General features: G+C 67.8%; 16 protein-coding genes. 11 read left to right on the top strand and 5 right to left on the bottom strand.

The annotated features are described in order from the left end of the window. The 8 genes from FBY21_RS12620 to FBY21_RS12585 all read left to right on the top strand — a co-directional run bounded on the left by FBY21_RS12620 (position 1) and on the right by FBY21_RS12585 (position 8,044). A complete protein-coding gene (locus FBY21_RS12620) occupies positions 1 to 1,041 on the top strand; it encodes an AAA family ATPase (protein WP_142011391.1) in 1,041 nt (346 codons plus the stop codon). A gap of 87 nt (positions 1,042 to 1,128) precedes the next feature. Then, complete coding sequence (locus FBY21_RS12615; protein WP_142011388.1) at positions 1,129 to 2,193, top strand: sensor domain-containing diguanylate cyclase; 1,065 nt, start codon at positions 1,129 to 1,131, stop codon at positions 2,191 to 2,193. Between the two features lie 83 nt (positions 2,194 to 2,276). After that, positions 2,277 to 2,708: an HIT family protein gene (locus FBY21_RS12610; protein ID WP_044413468.1), complete on the top strand. Its 432-nt coding sequence runs from the start codon at positions 2,277 to 2,279 to the stop codon at positions 2,706 to 2,708. A 456-nt stretch (positions 2,709 to 3,164) separates the two neighbouring features. Beyond that, positions 3,165 to 4,286, top strand: a complete 1,122-nt coding sequence (locus FBY21_RS12605) for a beta-ketoacyl-ACP synthase III (protein WP_074969117.1) — start codon at positions 3,165 to 3,167, stop codon at positions 4,284 to 4,286. Then, positions 4,286 to 4,897, top strand: a complete 612-nt coding sequence (locus FBY21_RS12600) for an RNA polymerase sigma factor (RefSeq protein ID WP_142011386.1) — start codon at positions 4,286 to 4,288, stop codon at positions 4,895 to 4,897. Before FBY21_RS12605 ends, FBY21_RS12600 begins: the two co-directional genes overlap by 1 nt. Then, a complete protein-coding gene (locus FBY21_RS12595; RefSeq protein WP_142011383.1) occupies positions 4,891 to 5,124 on the top strand; it encodes a zf-HC2 domain-containing protein in 234 nt (77 codons plus the stop codon). The genes FBY21_RS12600 and FBY21_RS12595 overlap by 7 nt, the downstream gene beginning before the upstream one ends. 257 nt (positions 5,125 to 5,381) lie before the next feature. Beyond that, the gene (locus tag FBY21_RS12590) at positions 5,382 to 6,713 is read left to right on the top strand and encodes an OprO/OprP family phosphate-selective porin (RefSeq protein WP_074969111.1); all 1,332 of its coding nucleotides are present in this window, start codon (positions 5,382 to 5,384) and stop codon (positions 6,711 to 6,713) included. Positions 6,714 to 6,916: 203 nt separating this feature from the next. After that, complete coding sequence (locus FBY21_RS12585; RefSeq protein ID WP_142011380.1) at positions 6,917 to 8,044, top strand: GNAT family N-acetyltransferase; 1,128 nt, start codon at positions 6,917 to 6,919, stop codon at positions 8,042 to 8,044. Between the two features lie 3 nt (positions 8,045 to 8,047). Here the strand turns inward: FBY21_RS12585 and FBY21_RS12580 are convergent, their stop codons facing one another. The 5 genes from FBY21_RS12580 to FBY21_RS12560 all read right to left on the bottom strand — a co-directional run bounded on the left by FBY21_RS12580 (position 8,048) and on the right by FBY21_RS12560 (position 12,992). Further along, the gene (locus FBY21_RS12580; RefSeq protein ID WP_044413486.1) at positions 8,048 to 8,314 is read right to left on the bottom strand and encodes a DUF2790 domain-containing protein; all 267 of its coding nucleotides are present in this window, start codon (positions 8,312 to 8,314) and stop codon (positions 8,048 to 8,050) included. Between the two features lie 472 nt (positions 8,315 to 8,786). Beyond that, positions 8,787 to 10,616 carry an ABC transporter ATP-binding protein gene (locus FBY21_RS12575; protein WP_142011378.1) on the bottom strand — a complete coding sequence of 610 codons (1,830 nt, stop codon included), beginning with the start codon at positions 10,614 to 10,616 and terminating at the stop codon, positions 8,787 to 8,789. An 81-nt stretch (positions 10,617 to 10,697) separates the two neighbouring features. Then, positions 10,698 to 11,252, bottom strand: coding sequence for a peptidylprolyl isomerase (locus FBY21_RS12570; protein ID WP_044413490.1), 555 nt, complete (start codon positions 11,250 to 11,252; stop codon positions 10,698 to 10,700). Further along, positions 11,246 to 12,055 (bottom strand): alpha/beta fold hydrolase, encoded by an 810-nt coding sequence (locus FBY21_RS12565; protein WP_074969103.1) that lies wholly within the window; start codon positions 12,053 to 12,055, stop codon positions 11,246 to 11,248. The genes FBY21_RS12570 and FBY21_RS12565 overlap by 7 nt, the downstream gene beginning before the upstream one ends. A 10-nt stretch (positions 12,056 to 12,065) precedes the next feature. Then, positions 12,066 to 12,992: a LysR family transcriptional regulator gene (locus tag FBY21_RS12560; RefSeq protein ID WP_044413495.1), complete on the bottom strand. Its 927-nt coding sequence runs from the start codon at positions 12,990 to 12,992 to the stop codon at positions 12,066 to 12,068. A gap of 85 nt (positions 12,993 to 13,077) precedes the next feature. Between FBY21_RS12560 and FBY21_RS12555 the strand changes: the two genes are divergently transcribed. The 3 genes from FBY21_RS12555 (at position 13,078) to rarD (ending at position 15,407) form a co-directional block, all read left to right on the top strand. Continuing rightward, complete coding sequence (locus tag FBY21_RS12555) at positions 13,078 to 13,395, top strand: S-Ena type endospore appendage (RefSeq protein WP_044413498.1); 318 nt, start codon at positions 13,078 to 13,080, stop codon at positions 13,393 to 13,395. Between the two features lie 145 nt (positions 13,396 to 13,540). Further along, positions 13,541 to 14,140: an FMN-dependent NADH-azoreductase gene (locus tag FBY21_RS12550; RefSeq protein ID WP_044413500.1), complete on the top strand. Its 600-nt coding sequence runs from the start codon at positions 13,541 to 13,543 to the stop codon at positions 14,138 to 14,140. 367 nt (positions 14,141 to 14,507) lie between these two features. Further along, entirely contained in the window at positions 14,508 to 15,407 is a 900-nt protein-coding gene (rarD, locus tag FBY21_RS12545) for an EamA family transporter RarD (RefSeq protein ID WP_074969099.1), read from the top strand. Positions 15,408 to 15,417: the final 10 nt, after the last annotated feature.

Below are 15,417 nucleotides of genomic sequence, written 5' to 3'. Positions count from 1 at the left end.
ATGAACACGACCTTCCGCACCGGCCTGGTGGTAGGCAAGTTCTCGCCGCTGCACCTGGGCCATGAGCGGCTGATCCGCGCGGCCCAGGGGCAATGCGAGCGGCTGTTGCTGCTCTGCTGGTCCCTCCCCGAGCTGCCGGGGTGCGATGCCGGGCGCCGTGAGCGCTGGCTGCGCCTGCGCTTCCCGGAGTTGCAGGCCGAGGTGGTCACCCCGGCCCGCATCCGGGCCTGGCGGGAGCAGGGCAAGCGCCTACCCGACCTGCCCCACAACGACGCCCCCGAGTTCGAGCCGCGCCAGTTCGTCGCCGAGTTCTGCCAGGCGGTGTTCGGCACCACGGTGGATGCGGTGTTCACCAGCGAGGGCTATGGCGAGGGGTTCGCCGCGCACCTGGCGGGTGTCTTCGGGCACCCGGTGCGGCACGTCTGCGTCGACCCGCAGCGCCTCGCCGTGCCCGTCTCCGGCACCCGCCTGCGGGCCGACCCCCACGGGTTGCGGGACTTCCTCGCCCCCGAGGTGCACGCCGACTTCGTCGAACGGATCGTCCTGCTCGGCGGCGAATCCACCGGCAAGAGCAGCCTCGCCATCGCCCTGGCCGCCGCGCTCGACGCGCCTTGCGTGGCCGAATTCGGCCGCGAGCACTGGGTGGCGAAGGACGGCCAGCTGGAGTACGACGACCTGCTGCACATCGGCCGTACCCAGGTGGCGCGGGAAGACCAGGCGGCACTCACGGCCGGGCGCTACCTGGTCTGCGACACCTCGGCGCTGACCACGCTGTTCTACAGCCAGGCGATGTTCGGCCGCGCCGAAGCCGAGCTGGCCACCCTGGCCGAACGTCCCTACGCGCATACCTTCCTCTGCGCCGACGACTTCCCCTTCGTGCAGGATGGCACCCGCCAGGACGAAACCTTCCGCCGTCGCCAGCAGGCCTGGTACCGCGCCGAACTGCAGCGCCGCGGCTGGCCCTTCCAGGTACTCACCGGTCCGCTGGAGGCGCGGGTGGAGCAGGTGCTGGACGCCCTGCACGGTGGCTCCCCGGGCTGAAGCCCGGGCAACGGGGCGGCGAGCTACGTGGTGAGGGTGGTGGCGCCGTGCTATACAGCCCGGCAGGACTCCCGAGAGTGAACGACCATGGCCAGGCAGAACGGCAGCAGTACCGTCCCGGCAGTGCCTTCCGGCAAGCACGGGCACAGCCGCTTCGTCTGGCGGGCCCTGTTGCCTCGTGCCCTGGGGCTGCCCGTTGGCGCCTTGTGCCTTGCCCTGCCGCTGTGGGAGTTGCACCGACCGGCGTGGGTCTGGGTGCTGCTTGCGTTGTTCTCCTTCGCCTGGCCCTGGGTGGCCCTGGCGTTGAGCCGGAGCTACCAGGACCCGGTGCGCAACGAGCGTCGGCACATCCTGTTCGACTCCTTCGCCGGCACTTTCTGGATCGCCACCGCCGGCTTCAGCCCGCTTGCCACCTGCGTGGCTTTCGCCATGCTGCAGGCGAACAACGTCGCCGCCGGCGGCATCCGCTTCGTGGCACAAGGCCTGCTGGCACAGCTGGCCGGCGTGGGGGCGGGCATCCTGGTGTTCGGCTTCACCTTCCACAGCCCCATCACCCTGCAGCACCTGTTGCTGTGCCTGCCGATGATGCTGCTGCACCCCCTGGTGATCGGCGCCACCCTCTATGACCTGGCCCAGAGCGTGGCGCGCAGCCGCAAGGCGCTGCGCACCCTGAGCCAGACCGACAGCCTCACTGGCCTCTACAACCGCCGCCACTGGACCGAGCAGGCCCAGCAGGAATTCCTCCGCTGCCAACGGGGCGGCCAGCCCGCCTGCCTGGCGCTGGTGGACCTGGATCACTTCAAGGCCGTCAACGACACCCGTGGCCACCTGGCCGGCGACGAGTTGCTGGAGCGCCTGGGGCGGGGCTTGCGCGAGACCCTGCGGGACACCGACCTGTGCGGGCGCTATGGCGGCGACGAGTTCTGCGTGCTGCTGCCGATGACCCAGGAGGAGGGGGCCCGGGTGCTGCTGGAGCGCCTGCGCGAGAAGATCGCCCGAGAGGAAGGCGATGTGGGGCTGAGCATCGGCCTGGCCGCCTTCGACGGGCGCATGGCGTCGGTGGAGGACTGGATCCGCGCAGCGGACCAGGCGCTCTACCGGGCCAAGTCCCAAGGGCGCAACCGGGTGGTGGTGCTGGAGCGCACGGGGTGACGCCAGCACGGTGCCGGGGGTTCAACTCCGGCGCCGCAGCGGGTAAGGTGCGCGGCTGACCAGTCGGCATATGGAGCGCCACGATGAGCCTTCACGGTACCTACGATCCGCAGAACATCTTTGCCCAGATCATCCGGGGCGATGCCCCGTGCTACAGGCTCTACGAAGACGACGACGTGCTCGCCTTCCTCGACCTGTTCCCACAGTCCTACGGCCATGCCCTGGTGATCCCCAAGCGCTCGGCGGCGCGCAACCTGCTGGACGTGGACCCGGAGGCGCTGGCCAAGGTCATGGCCGTGGTGCAGCGGCTGTCCCGCGTGATCACCGAGGAGCTGAAGCCGGCCGGTGTCCAGGTGGCCCAGTTCAACGGCGCCCCGGCCGGGCAGACCGTGTTCCACCTGCACTTCCACATCATTCCCCGCTACGAGGGTGAAGGCCTGGGCATCCACGCCAGCCAGAAGGCCGACCCCGCCGTGCTGGAAGCACTCCAGGCGCGCATCAGCCGCCATCTGTAAGGCCTGCCGCCCTCGCGTTGCGAGGGCATCCTGGCCGAAATTCCATGCATTTTGGCCACATGAACGCCGACGTTGAAGCGTATCGCTGTGTCTTCCAGGTGCTCTCGAGCTTCTACGCAAAAGAGGTGGCTTGTCAGTCTCTTCTGATTGACGCTTGCCTGTTTTCCTACGGCCGCTGGCCCTCCCGCAGGATTGCGCCGGTGGTCTGCCGTTGCGCTCCGGCAGGCGCCAGAAGGGGCCGTGCTGTGGCAAACTTCGCCGCCAGCAAGCGCCTCGCCCGTTATCCTGCGTGGGCCGTGCCCAGTCCGGGGCACGGATGACTTGCCAACCCGTTCCACCCACCATCCCGCTGCCCGGAGATGGCCCAATTTCAGACGCCGGGCGCGCCCTGTCGGCCGGCGAACCAACTGCCTAACCGGCTGTGCCCGTCACAGCCCCGCAACGAGAGGATCGACCGTGCACAACGTCGTGATCAGTGGCACCGGCCTTTACACCCCGTCCAACAGCATCTCCAACGAAGAACTCGTGGCGTCCTTCAACGCCTACGTGCAGGCCTTCAACGCCGAGAACGCCGCTGCCATCGAGCGCGGCGAGGTGGAAGCGCTGGCCGAGTCCAGCGTGGCGTTCATCGAGAAGGCCTCGGGCATCAAGAGCCGCTTCGTGGTGGACAAGGCCGGCATCCTCGATCCGCAGCGCATGGTGCCGCGCATCCCCGAACGCTCCAACGACGAGTGGGGCATCCTCTGCGAGATGGCCGTGGGCGCGGCCCGCGAGGCCCTGGAGCGTGCCGGCCGTACTGCTGCCGACATCGACGGCGTGATCGTCGCCTGCTCCAACCTGCAGCGCGCCTACCCGGCAGTGGCCATCGAGGTCCAGGCTGCACTGGGTATCCAGGGCTACGGCTACGACATGAACGTCGCCTGCTCCTCCGCCACCTTCGGCATCCAGGCGGCCGTGACCGCGATCCAGACCGGCCAGGCCCGCGCCATCCTCATGGTCAACCCGGAGATCTGCACCGGCCACCTGAACTTCCGCGACCGCGACAGCCACTTCATCTTCGGCGACGCCGCCACCGCAGTGATCCTGGAGCGCGCCGACAAGGCCACCTCCAAGCACCAGTTCGAAGTCGTCGGCACCAAGCTGCTGACCCAGTTCTCCAACAACATCCGCAACAACTTCGGCTTCCTCAACCGCGCGGCGGAAGAGGGCATCGGTGCCCGCGACAAGCTGTTCGTGCAGGAAGGCCGCAAGGTGTTCAAGGACGTCTGCCCGATGGTGGCCGAGCTGATCGCCGCGCACCTGCAGGAGAACGACATCGACGTCACCCAGGTGAAGCGCTTCTGGCTGCACCAGGCCAACCTGAACATGAACCTGCTGATCGCCCGCAAGCTGCTGGGCCGTGACGCCGAGCCCCAGGAAGCGCCGGTGATCCTCGACACCTACGCCAACACCAGCTCCGCCGGTTCGGTCATCGCCTTCCACAAGCACCAGGACGACCTGCCCAGCGGCAGCCTCGGCGTGCTCAGCTCCTTCGGCGCCGGTTACTCCATCGGCAGCGTGATCCTGCGCAAGCGCTGATGCCCCTCCCTGCGGACGCTGAACTGCTGCCCCGCCTGCGTGCGGGGGAGCCTTCGGCGTTCCGCCAGCTCATCGCCGCCCACCAGGGCGCGATGCGCGCGGTGGCCTACGCCATCGCCGGCCCCCGCCATGTGGAAGAAGTGGTCCAGGATGCCTGGCTGGCCGCCGTGCGCGCGCTCGACGGTTTCGAAGGCCGTTCCAGCCTCAAGACCTGGCTGCTCACCATCGCCGCCAACACCGCCCGTACCCGCGCCAGCCAGGCCCGGCGGGAGGTGCTGCTGGATGACCTGCCAGCGCCCCATGGCAGCATTGATGACGCCCGTTTCGCCCCTGACGGGCATTGGCTGCGCCCGCCCAGCGCCTGGCACGAGGACTCGCCGGAAGCCCTGCTGCAGGCCGACGAGTTGCGCGAGTGCCTGGAGCAGACCCTGCTGAGCCTGTCCGACCTGCAGCGCAGCGTGTTGCTGCTGCACGAGCGCGAAGGGCTGGCGCCGGAGGCCATCTGTAATCTTCTGGACGTTTCGCTCTCCAATATGCGCGTGCTGCTGCACCGCGCGCGCCTGAAGGTCTTCGCCACCCTGGAGCACTACGAGGAGACGGGCCAATGCTGAATTGCCGAGCGCTGGTGGCCTGCTCCAGCGACTACCTCGACGGCCGCCTCGGGCTGCTGGCGCGCCTCGATGCGCGTCGTCACCTGATGTTCTGCGCCGACTGCCGGTGCTTCATCCGCCAGCTGGCGGTGACCCGTGAGGTGGTGCGGCATCTGCCTGATGCTTCCCCGGGGGAGGTGGACGTACTGGCCCAGCGCCTGGCCGACGAGCGCCGCTCCCGGGGCTGACGCACCCTCGCCACCGTTCTGTCATCTTTCCCGCCGCCACGAACCTGTGCGCCCTGCTTGATGGCCGGCTGGAACCCGCGTGGGTGCTGGCTTTGAGCCTTATTTCCCATCGGACTTAAAAAGTTCCGATGTCATAAAACATTTATCTAAAAGCAACTGAGCTGAAATAACCCCCCGCCAACATTCCCCACCAGCACGAACGAGCCCCGAGGGCTCGGGTGTTTTTCCAGCACTAAGACCAATTAGGGGAATCTTCGATGATCCGTAAGCACCTCGCCGGTATTGCCGCCAGCGCCATCGCCCTGGCCATTTCCGCCCAGGCCTTCGCAGGTACCGTGACCACCGACGGCACCGACATCGTTATCAAGACCAAGGGCGGCCTGGAAGTCGGCACCACCGACAAGGCGTTCAGCTTCAAGCTCGGCGGCCGTCTGCAAGCCGACTACGGCCGCTTCGATGGCCTGTACACCCGCAACGGCGACACCGGTGACGCGGCCTACTTCCGTCGTGCTTACCTGGAACTGTCCGGCGTGGCCTACACCGACTGGGCCTATGCCGTGGCCTACGACTTCTCCGAGAACTCCGGCAACAGCAGCGGCGCGCCCAGCAGCGGCAACTTCGACGAAGCCTCGATCAGCTACACCGGCTTCAACCCGATCACCATCCGCTTCGGTCGCTTCGACCCGGACTTCGGCCTGGAGAAAGCCACCAGCTCCAAGTGGGTGACCGCGCTTGAGCGCAGCGCCATGAACGAAGTGATCGACTGGGCCAACACCCACCAGGACGGCATGGGCATCCAGTTGCAGGCGCTGATCAGCAACTACGCCTACGTGTCCACCAGCCTGAGCAGCAAGGACGCCAACGACGACGAAGGCGACAGCGTCAAGCAGTTCAACGCCCGCGCCGTATTCGCGCCGATGGCCGAAGCCGGCAACGTGCTGCACTTCGGTGCCAACTTCGCCCGCCGCAACCTGGACGACGTGGCCGGTGCCGACGTTCGCTACCGCTCCCGCCTGGGCATGCGCGGTGTAGACACCAACGGCGGCAACGCCTCCGGCAACCTGGGCAACCGTGCTGTGCTGGCCGGTACCAACTCCGCCACTTCCTTCTGGGATGACGACTCCGCCTACGGCCTGGAAGCCGCCTACGCAACCGGCCCGTTCTCCCTGCAGGGCGAATGGATGAAGCGTGAGACCAAATCCGCCGGCACCCAGTCCGACCTCGAAGCCTCCGGCTTCTACGTCCAGGCTGCCTACACCCTCACTGGCGAGGCTCGCGGCTACAAGATGGGCAAGTTCGACTCCATCAAACCGACCAACAAGCAGACCGGCGCCTGGGAAGTCTATTACCGCTACGACAGCATCTCGGCTGACAACGATGTCGCCGTCGCTGCCGCCGCCAACCAGACCTACCTGCGTGATGCCCAGGACACCAAGGCCAAGGTGCACAACCTCGGTGTGAACTGGTACGCCAACGAAGCGGTGAAGATCAGCGGCATGTACACCAAGGCCAAGACTGACCACTTCACCAACCGCAATGGCGACGACAGCGGCGACGGCTTCGTCATCCGCGCGCAATACGTGTTCTAAGCAACTCCGTTCATCCGCTCCTTCTTGGGCCCCGCTTCGGCGGGGCTTTTTTATGGCGCGGATTTTCGCGGTCGGACCCGCGTGCGCGATGCCTTGTGGGAGCGGCTTCAGCCGCGAGGCTTCACCCGCTCTGCACCAGGGGCGTCGGCAATTTCTCCACGGCGGACTTTTTTTCGACTGCGCCCCGCGCCAGACTGCTCGCCATGCCTATCCAGACCCTCACCCGACTCTCCGACCTGGCGCCCGAGCACTGGGACGCCCTGCTGCCCGATGACCAGCCCTTCCTGCGCCATGCCTTCCTCTCGACCCTGGAGGACAGCGGCAGTGTGGGGGGACAGTCCGGCTGGTACCCGGCGCACCGGCTGCTGCTGGACGACCAGGGCCTCCTGCGCGCGGCGATGCCGGCCTATGTGAAGGTGCACTCCTACGGTGAGTACGTGTTCGACTGGTCCTGGGCCGATGCCTGCCAGCGTGCCGGGATCGGCTACTACCCCAAGCTGCTGGGGGCCGTGCCGTTCTCCCCGGTGGGCGGCGCGCGGTTGCTGGCGGTGGACGCCGGCGCGGCGTCGGCGCTGCTGGAGGGGGTGACCGAAGCCCTCGACGCGGAGGACCTGTCGAGCCTGCATGTGAATTTCACCGATGCCTTCGCCGACGCGGTGCTGCGCGGGCGCGAGCACTGGCTGGAGCGCCTGGGCTGCCAGTACCACTGGCACAACCGGGGCTACCGGGACTTCCAGGACTTTCTCGATGCCTTCGCCTCGCGCAAGCGCAAGCAGGTGCGCAAGGAGCGTGAGCAGGTGGCGGGGCAGGGGATCGAGTTCCAGTGGCGCGAGGGGCACGAGCTGCTGGAGGCGGACTGGGACTTCGTCTATGCCTGCTACGCCAATACCTATGCGGTGCGCGGGCAGACGCCCTACCTGACGCGCGCCTTCTTCAGCCTGCTGGCCGAGCGCATGCCCCAGGCCATTCGCGTGGTGTTCGCGGTGCAGGCAGGCCGGCCGGTGGCCATGGCGTTCTCGCTGGTGGATGGCAGCGCCCTGTACGGGCGTTACTGGGGCTGCCTGGCGGAGTTCGACCGCCTGCATTTCGAGACCTGTTTCTACCAGGGCATCGAGTGGGCGATCCGCGCCGGGCTGTCGCGTTTCGACGCCGGCGCCCAGGGCGAACACAAGCTGATCCGGGGCTTCGAGCCGGTCGTGACTCGCTCCTGGCACCTGCTGCGCCACCCCGGCTTGCGCGCGGCAGTGGCGGACTTCCTGGCCCAGGAACGCCCCGCGATCCTCCGTTATGCCGAGGAGGCGCGGGGCCTGTTGCCCTATCGCCGGGGCTGAGCCTCAGCCGTTGCTGAGGGTGCTGCCGCCCCATTCCAGGTAGCGCATCTTGTGCACGTCGCCCTGGCTGTCCTCGTACACCATCACCACCGGCACCACGCCGGCACGGCTGCTGTTGTCGGTGCGGTAGAGCACTTTCTTCACGTCGACCTGCATCCCGTAGTGGTACTCCTCCACGGGGAGGCCGGCGCCGGGGTCGCGGCTTTCGGCGGCGAACACGGTGGGGGCGAGGCTGGAGAGAACGGCGGTGACGGCGGCTGCGATTTTCATGACGGTCTTTCCTCGATCAGTGGGTGGCGCTCCGACCGGAGCCCGGGGCCTGTGGCGCGGCTTCGGTGGGTGCCGGGAACGGGGTCTATATGACCACCGCCCCTTTCATCGCGGAAATTGATGGTTCTTCTAGTCGAGATCATCGGGATTGATAGCCGACGTGATTCCCGGGTGACCGCCGTGCGCGGTAATGGTGGATGGAAAGAGCGCGATCCACCGTTGCGGTGTGGCCGATGTGGCGGGTGGGTTCCTCAAAACCGTTGCATTGATCGTCGCGATGCGCTTCGTGGCCTCAGCACATCCTACGGGCTGAGCCTGTGGCTGTTGCAGCATGGCCGATGTGTCGGTGGGCTCAGACCGTTGCGGTGCGGCCTGATGCGCTTCGTGGCCTCAGCGCATCCTACGGGCCGTACCTGTGGCCGTAGGATGGGCTGAGCTGTGCGAAGCCCATGGTGTTGGGAGGGTTGAGGATCTAGTCGACGCCGACGAAGCCACCGGTCTGGTGGCGCCACAGGCGAGCGTAGAGGCCGCCCTGGGCGAGCAGCTCGGCGTGGCTGCCGCTTTCCACCACGCGGCCCTGGTCGAGGACCACCAGGCGGTCCATGCGGGCGATGGTGGAGAGGCGGTGGGCGATGGCGATCACCGTCTTGCCGCGCATCAGGCTCTCCAGGCTTTCCTGGATAGCCGCTTCCACTTCCGAATCCAGCGCCGAGGTGGCCTCGTCGAGGATCAGCAGTGGTGCGTCCTTGAGCAGCACGCGGGCGATGGCGATGCGCTGGCGCTGGCCGCCGGAGAGCTTCACGCCGCGCTCGCCGACGTGGGCGTCCAGGCCGTGGCGGCCTTCGGCGTCGCTGAGCTGGGGGATGAAGCCGTCGGCGCGGGCCTTGCTCACCGCGTCCCAGAGCGCCGCATCGTCCGCGTCCGGGCGGCCGTAGAGCAGGTTCTCGCGGATGGAGCGGTGCAGCAGCGAGGTGTCCTGGGTGACCATGCCGATCTGCGCGCGCAGGCTGTCCTGGGTCACCTGGGCGATGTCCTGGCCATCGATGAGGATGCGCCCGCCTTCCAGGTCGTAGAGGCGCAGCAGCAGGTTCACCAGGGTCGACTTGCCGGCGCCGGAAGGGCCCACCAGGCCGATCTTCTCGCCGGGGCGCACGTGCAGGTCCAGGTGCTCGATCACCCCGCTGCCCTTGCCGTAGTGGAAGCGCACCGCCTCGAAGCGCACCTCGCCACGTTGCACCTGCAGGGGCTGGGCGTCGGGGGTGTCCACCACCTGGCGCGGCACGGCGATGGTCTGGATGCCGTCCTGCACCTGGCCGATGTTGTCGAAGATGCCGTTGACCACCCACATGATCCAGCCGGACATGTTGATGATGCGGATCACCAGCCCGGTGGCCAGGGCGATGGCGCCGGCGCTGATCAGGCCCTGGTTCCACAGCCACAGGGCGAGGCCGCAGGTGCTGACCACCAGGGCGCCGCCGAGCAGGGTGACGACGGTGTCCATGATGGTGACCACCCGCGCGGCCAGCTGGCTGCGCCAGGTCTGCTCGTCCAGCGCTTCGCGGGCGTAGCCCTCTTCGTCACGGGTGTGGGCGAACAGCTTGAGGGTGGTGATGTTGGTGTAGCCGTCGACGATGCGCCCCATCAGCCGCGAGCGGGCATCGGAGGACTCCACCGAGCGCTGCTTGACCCGCGGCACGAACCAGGCGATGGCGATGACGTAGGCGATGATCCAGGCCACCAGCGGCAGCATCAGCCGCCAGTCGGCCTCGGCGAACAGCACCAGGGAGCTGACGGCGTAGATCAGCACGTGCCAGAGGGCATCCACCGCCTGCACGGCGGAGTCCCGCAGGGAGTTGCCAGTCTGCATGATGCGCTGGGCGATGCGGCCGGCGAAGTCGTTCTGGAAGAAGCCGAGGCTCTGCTTGAGCACGTAGCGGTGGTTCTGCCAGCGGATCAGGTTGGTCAGGCTGGGGTTGATGCTCTGGTGCACCAGCAGGTCGTGCAGGGCGTTGAACAGCGGGCGCAGCAGCAGCGTCACCACCGCCATCCACAGCAGCTCGTGGCCGTGGGCGCTGAACAGTTCGCCGGCCGGGGTGGACTGCGCCAGGTCGACGATGCGTCCGAGGAAGCTGAACATCGCCACTTCGATCAGCGCCACGATCAGCCCCACCACCAGCAGGGCGGCGAACACCGGCCAGACCTGGCGCAGGTAGTGCAGGTAGAAGCGCAGCACGCTGCGTGGCGGGGTGTCGTCAGGGGCCGGTCGGAAGACGTCGATCAGGCGTTCGAAGCGGCGGAACATGGCGGGACCTCGACGAGGAACGGGGCCGGCTCCAGGGAGCCGGCCCCGTGTGCAGCGGCCCGCCGAGGCGGGCCGCGAGGGTCAGGAGCGCTTGGCGGAGAGGATCACCACCGGCTGCACAGGCACGTCCTGGTGCATGCCACGGCGACCGGTGGGGACGTTGGCGATCTGGTCGACCACGTCCATGCCGCGCACCACCTTGCCGAACACCGCGTAGCCGAAGCCCCGGGCACCGTGGTCCAGCGCGGCGTTGTCGCGGTGGTTGATGAAGAACTGGCTGGTGGCCGAGTCGGTGGCCTGGGTGCGGGCCATGGCGATGGTGCCGCGCACGTTGTGCAGGCCGTTGTCGGCTTCGTTCTTGATCGGCGGGTTGGTGGACTTGTCCTGCATGTCGGCGGTCATGCCGCCGCCCTGGATCATGAAGCCGGGGATGACCCGGTGGAACACGGTGCCGTTGTAGAAGCCCGCGTCCACGTAGGCGAGGAAGTTCTTCACGGTGATCGGCGCCTTGGCTTCGTCCAGCTCCAGCTCGATCTCCCCGGCGGAGGTGTTGAGGGTGACGTGGGGGTTGCCGGCGGCCAGCAGGTGGGAGGCGAACAGCAGGGTGCAGGCCGCGAGGGCGAGTTTCTTCAGCATGTGGGGCGTTCCTTGTTGTGCTCGACCTCGTGGAGGAAGCCGAGGAGGGTGGTGTTGAAGCGTTGCGGTTGATCCAGCGGGGTGGCATGGCGGGATTGCTCGATCACCACCAGGCGGGCATCGGGCAATTCGCGGACGTAGGCCTCCTTTTGCGCCACCGGGGTGTAGTCCCGGTCGGCCGTCACCACCAGCGTAGGACAGGTGATGCGGGCCAGGCGTTCCCGCACGCCCCAGCCGATGATGGCGTCGAGGGCGGCGAGGTAGGCGCGCTTGTCGTTGCGCGGCCAGCGTTCTTCCACCTTGGCGCGCAGCTCGGCCTGCTCCGGCAGCGGGAACAGCAGGCGGCCCAGGGCCTTGGCGATGGTGTCCAGCCCCAGCAGGCGCGAGAGGGTCCAGCGCTTGGCCACTTCCAGGTAGTCGCGCGGGCTGCGGGGTTTCACTTCCGGTGCGCTGTTGACGATGGTCAGGCTGCGCAGCAGTTCGGGGCGGTCGACGCCGAGCTGGAAGCCGATCATCCCGCCCATGCTGATGCCTACCAGGTGCACCGGGGCCAGGCCCAGGTGCTCGATCAGTGCGGCGGCGTCGGCGGCGAAGCCGGCGATGCTGTAGCGCTCGCGGGGCTTGTCCGACTGGCCGTGGCCGCGCACGTCCATCAGCACCACCTGGTGGCGGGCGCTGAGGGCGGGGAGCTGGTACTCCCAGTCCAGGGTGCTGGAGCCGAGGCCGTGCACCAGCAGCACCGGGGTGCCCTGGCCGTGGATTTCGTAGTGCAGGCGACAGCCGTGATGGTCGAACCAGGGCATGGCGGGCTCCTCAGGCGCTGGGCATCGGCGCGGCGAAAGGGGCGTTGAGGGGCGTCGAGTCGAAGGTCTTGATCAGCTCGACGAGGATCTGCGAGGCCGGTCCCAGGGCCTTCTCCTTGCTCGCGTAGAGGAAGAAGTTCGGGTGCCGGGTGGCGCCCTGGTCCAGCGGCAACGGCTTGAGCAGGCCGTCGGCCAGCTCCCGTTCGATGATGTGGCGCGGCAGCCAGGCGAAGCCCAGGCCGTTGCTGACGAAGTTGGCGGCGGTGGGCAGGCTGCCCACCGTCCAGCGCTGTTCGGCGCCCAGCCAGCCGACGTCGCGGGGCTGGGTGCGGCCGGAGTCGCGGATCACCACCTGCAGCTGGCTTTCCAGGTCCTGGAAGCTGAGGGTGCGGTTGAGCCGATGCAGCGGGTGGTCGGGGTGGGCCACGGCGACGAACTCCACGTTGCACAGTTCGGTACCCAGGTAGCCGGCCACGGTGAGGCTGGTGATGGCCAGGTCGGCGGTACCCTCCAGCAGCACCTCCTCCACGCCGGACAGCACCTCCTCGCGCAGGCGCACCCGGCAGCCTCGGCTCTGCGGCATGAACGCGGCCAGTGCGCGCAGCAGGCGGGCGGTGGGGTAGGCGGCGTCGACCACCAGGCGCACCTCGGCCTCCCAGCCCTGTTCCATGTGGTGGGCCAGTTCCTCCAGCTGGCTGGCGGCCTTGACCAGGTGGCGGGAGCGGCGCAGCAGCACCTCGCCGGCTTCGGTGAGCACCGCCTTGCGCCCGTCGATGCGCAGCAGCGGCACGCCGAGCTGTTCCTGCATGCGCGCGATGGTGTAGCTCACCGAGGACTGGGAGCGGTGGGTGGCCTCCGCCGCCTGGGCGAAGCCGCCGTGGTCCACCACGGCCTGCAGGGTTCTCCATTGGTCCAGGGTGACCCGGGGCGCTTTCATGGCTGGCTCCTCACGTTGACCGGCGCCGATGACCTGGATCGGCGCTCTCCTGTAATCTGGCGGCCCACCGCAGCGGAGACCCCCGATGAAAACAACAATGCTCTGTACCCTGCTGGCCTGCCTGCCCGGCGTCGCCCTGGCCTACCCCATCGAGGTGGAGAAGCAGTACAACGGTGCCGAGATTTCCTACCAGACCAATGACATCGACCACAACATGGGCGCCATCACCGTCTACAACCTGGGCGGGACCCGCGCCGAATGCACCGCGCGCTTCGTCAACGGCCCGGAAACCCCTCGGGTGCGCCGCTCGGTGATCGCACCGGGGGAGAGCGTCTCGCTGACCGCCAAGTTCAACCGCAGCATCATCCGCCTGCGCGTCGGGCTGACCTGCAAGCCGGTTTGATTGCGCCGCCTCCTGGTCGATCAGGAGGCCTTTATAAATTAAAAACATCGATATTTAGTAGCGGATTTTTTCGCTTTTTTATCGAATTGTGTCCTCCTAAGCTGCGCTCCATCGAATCGCAACCGTTCTTGATGGAGCAGCCAGCATGTCCCGTGTCCTCATCGTCGAAAGCAGTGCCCGCCAACAGGGTTCCATCTCCCGCCAACTGACCGCCGAGTTCATCGCCCAATGGAAGGCCGCCCACCCGGCCGACGAGGTGGTGGTGCGCGACCTGGCCCAGGAAAGCGTGCCGCACCTGGACAGCGACCTGCTGGGCGGCTGGATGAAGCCGGCTGACCAGCAGAACGACGCCGAGCGCGCGGCCCTGGCCCGCTCCAACCGACTCACCGAGGAACTGCTGGCGGCCGATGTGCTGGTGCTGGCAGCGCCGATGTACAACTTCGGCATCCCCAGCACCCTCAAGGCCTGGCTGGACCACGTGCTGCGCGCCGGGGTGACCTTCAAGTACACCGAGACCGGCCCCCAGGGCCTGCTCAGCGGCAAGCGCGCCTTCGTCCTCACCGCCCGTGGCGGCGTGTACGCCGGTGGCCCGCTGGACCACCAGGAGCCCTACCTGCGTCAGGCGCTGGCGTTCATCGGCATCCATGACGTCACCTTCATCCATGCCGAGGGCCTGAACATGGGCGCCGAGTTCCAGGAGAAGGGCATCGCCCAGGCCCGTGCGCAACTGGTCAAGGTTGCCTGACCGGCTTCACCCGATTGCTCCGTGCGTGATCCCGACGCACACACTCCGCCCGGCCCATGGCCGGGCTTTTTTATGGGCGCTCGCTTCTCGTTGGAGCGCGCTCTGCTCGCGAAGCCGGTGAGGTGAGAGTCGGTGGGCGTAGGGTGGGCTTCAGCCCACCGCTCTGCTTCGGCCGACTGGATTACCGAAGCGGGAGTTTGGTAGGCAGGTGCCGCTTTCAGGCCCGTGGATGCCGGGTTGGTCCCAGCGGGTCCGCACGTGCGTGGGTAAGCTTCCTCTGCTGGTGACGAGCGGGTATTTTCGCCGGCTGCAATCAGAGGCCTGCCATGTCTTCTTCGTTCTTCTACCCAGCCGTCACGGTGTGCCGGTGAGGCTGTCCGGGCGCGGTGTCGCCCTGTCCCTGGTGGCGTCGGTGCTGTTTGCGCTGATGCCGGGCTACGTGCGCGAGCTGGCGCCGCTGGATGGTGTGCAGGTGTTCGCCCAGCGCGTGCTCTGGTCGATTCCGGCGGTGTTGCTGCTGGTGGCGCTGAGTCGCCAGTGGGCCACCCTTGGCGGGGTGCTCGTGCGGTTGCGGCGCGAGCCGCTGTTGCTGGCGGCGCTGCCGCTGGCGGCGTTGCTGATCGGCCTGCAGTGGGGGCTGTTCCTCTGGGCGCCGTTGCAGGGGCGGATGCTGGAGGTGTCGCTGGGCTACTTCCTGCTGCCGCTGGCGATGGTGGTGTGCGGCCGGCTGTTCTACAACGAGCGCCTGCGTCCGCTGCAACTGCTGGCGGTGATCTGCGCGCTGGCCGGGGTGCTCCACGAGTTGTGGATGACCCGCGCCTTCTCCTGGCTGACGCTGGTCACGGCGTTGGGCTACCCGCCGTATTTCATGCTGCGCCGCTGGATGCGCCTGGATGCGCTGTCCGGTTTCATCCTCGAAATGCTGGTGCTGGCCCCCCTGGCGGCCTGGCTGATCATCGCCCACGGCCCCGAGGGCGCGTTCGCCCAGTCCCCGGCGCTGTGGTGGCTGATTCCCGGGCTGGGCGTGCTGGGCACCCTGGCCTTTGCGGCGATGATGGCTTCCAGCCGGCTGCTGCCGCTGGGGCTGTTCGGCATCCTCAGCTACGTGGAGCCGGTGCTGCTGTTCGCGGTGGCGGTGGTGTTCCTCGGCGAGGCGTTCGACCCGGCGCAGCTGTGGACCTACCTGCCCATCTGGCTGGCGGTGCTGCTGATCGGCTGGGACAGCGCCCAGCTGCTGCGGCGCCAGGCGCGCCAGCTGGGCGTGTGAGGCGCAGCCT

Source organism: Pseudomonas sp. SLBN-26, assembly GCF_006715895.1.
In the GTDB taxonomy this organism is placed as follows: Bacteria; Pseudomonadota; Gammaproteobacteria; order Pseudomonadales; family Pseudomonadaceae; genus Metapseudomonas; species Metapseudomonas otitidis.
Note: the sequence above shows the minus strand (reverse complement) of the source record. Positions and strands in the feature narration are given on the sequence as shown.

What these genes read in the sequence shown, in the direction of transcription:
- FBY21_RS12575 (WP_142011378.1), bottom strand. Translation starts at nt 10,616, where the DNA reads ATGTTCCGCCGCTTCGAACGCCTGATCGACGTCTTCCGACCGGCCCCT.
- FBY21_RS12600 (WP_142011386.1), top strand. Translation starts at nt 4,286, where the DNA reads ATGCCCCTCCCTGCGGACGCTGAACTGCTGCCCCGCCTGCGTGCGGGG.
- FBY21_RS12585 (WP_142011380.1), top strand. Translation starts at nt 6,917, where the DNA reads ATGCCTATCCAGACCCTCACCCGACTCTCCGACCTGGCGCCCGAGCAC.
- FBY21_RS12580 (WP_044413486.1), bottom strand. Translation starts at nt 8,314, where the DNA reads ATGAAAATCGCAGCCGCCGTCACCGCCGTTCTCTCCAGCCTCGCCCCC.
- FBY21_RS12550 (WP_044413500.1), top strand. Translation starts at nt 13,541, where the DNA reads ATGTCCCGTGTCCTCATCGTCGAAAGCAGTGCCCGCCAACAGGGTTCC.
- FBY21_RS12560 (WP_044413495.1), bottom strand. Translation starts at nt 12,992, where the DNA reads ATGAAAGCGCCCCGGGTCACCCTGGACCAATGGAGAACCCTGCAGGCC.
- FBY21_RS12620 (WP_142011391.1), top strand. Translation starts at nt 1, where the DNA reads ATGAACACGACCTTCCGCACCGGCCTGGTGGTAGGCAAGTTCTCGCCG.
- FBY21_RS12565 (WP_074969103.1), bottom strand. Translation starts at nt 12,055, where the DNA reads ATGCCCTGGTTCGACCATCACGGCTGTCGCCTGCACTACGAAATCCAC.
- FBY21_RS12615 (WP_142011388.1), top strand. Translation starts at nt 1,129, where the DNA reads ATGGCCAGGCAGAACGGCAGCAGTACCGTCCCGGCAGTGCCTTCCGGC.
- FBY21_RS12570 (WP_044413490.1), bottom strand. Translation starts at nt 11,252, where the DNA reads ATGCTGAAGAAACTCGCCCTCGCGGCCTGCACCCTGCTGTTCGCCTCC.
- FBY21_RS12590 (WP_074969111.1), top strand. Translation starts at nt 5,382, where the DNA reads ATGATCCGTAAGCACCTCGCCGGTATTGCCGCCAGCGCCATCGCCCTG.
- FBY21_RS12555 (WP_044413498.1), top strand. Translation starts at nt 13,078, where the DNA reads ATGAAAACAACAATGCTCTGTACCCTGCTGGCCTGCCTGCCCGGCGTC.
- FBY21_RS12595 (WP_142011383.1), top strand. Translation starts at nt 4,891, where the DNA reads ATGCTGAATTGCCGAGCGCTGGTGGCCTGCTCCAGCGACTACCTCGAC.
- FBY21_RS12610 (WP_044413468.1), top strand. Translation starts at nt 2,277, where the DNA reads ATGAGCCTTCACGGTACCTACGATCCGCAGAACATCTTTGCCCAGATC.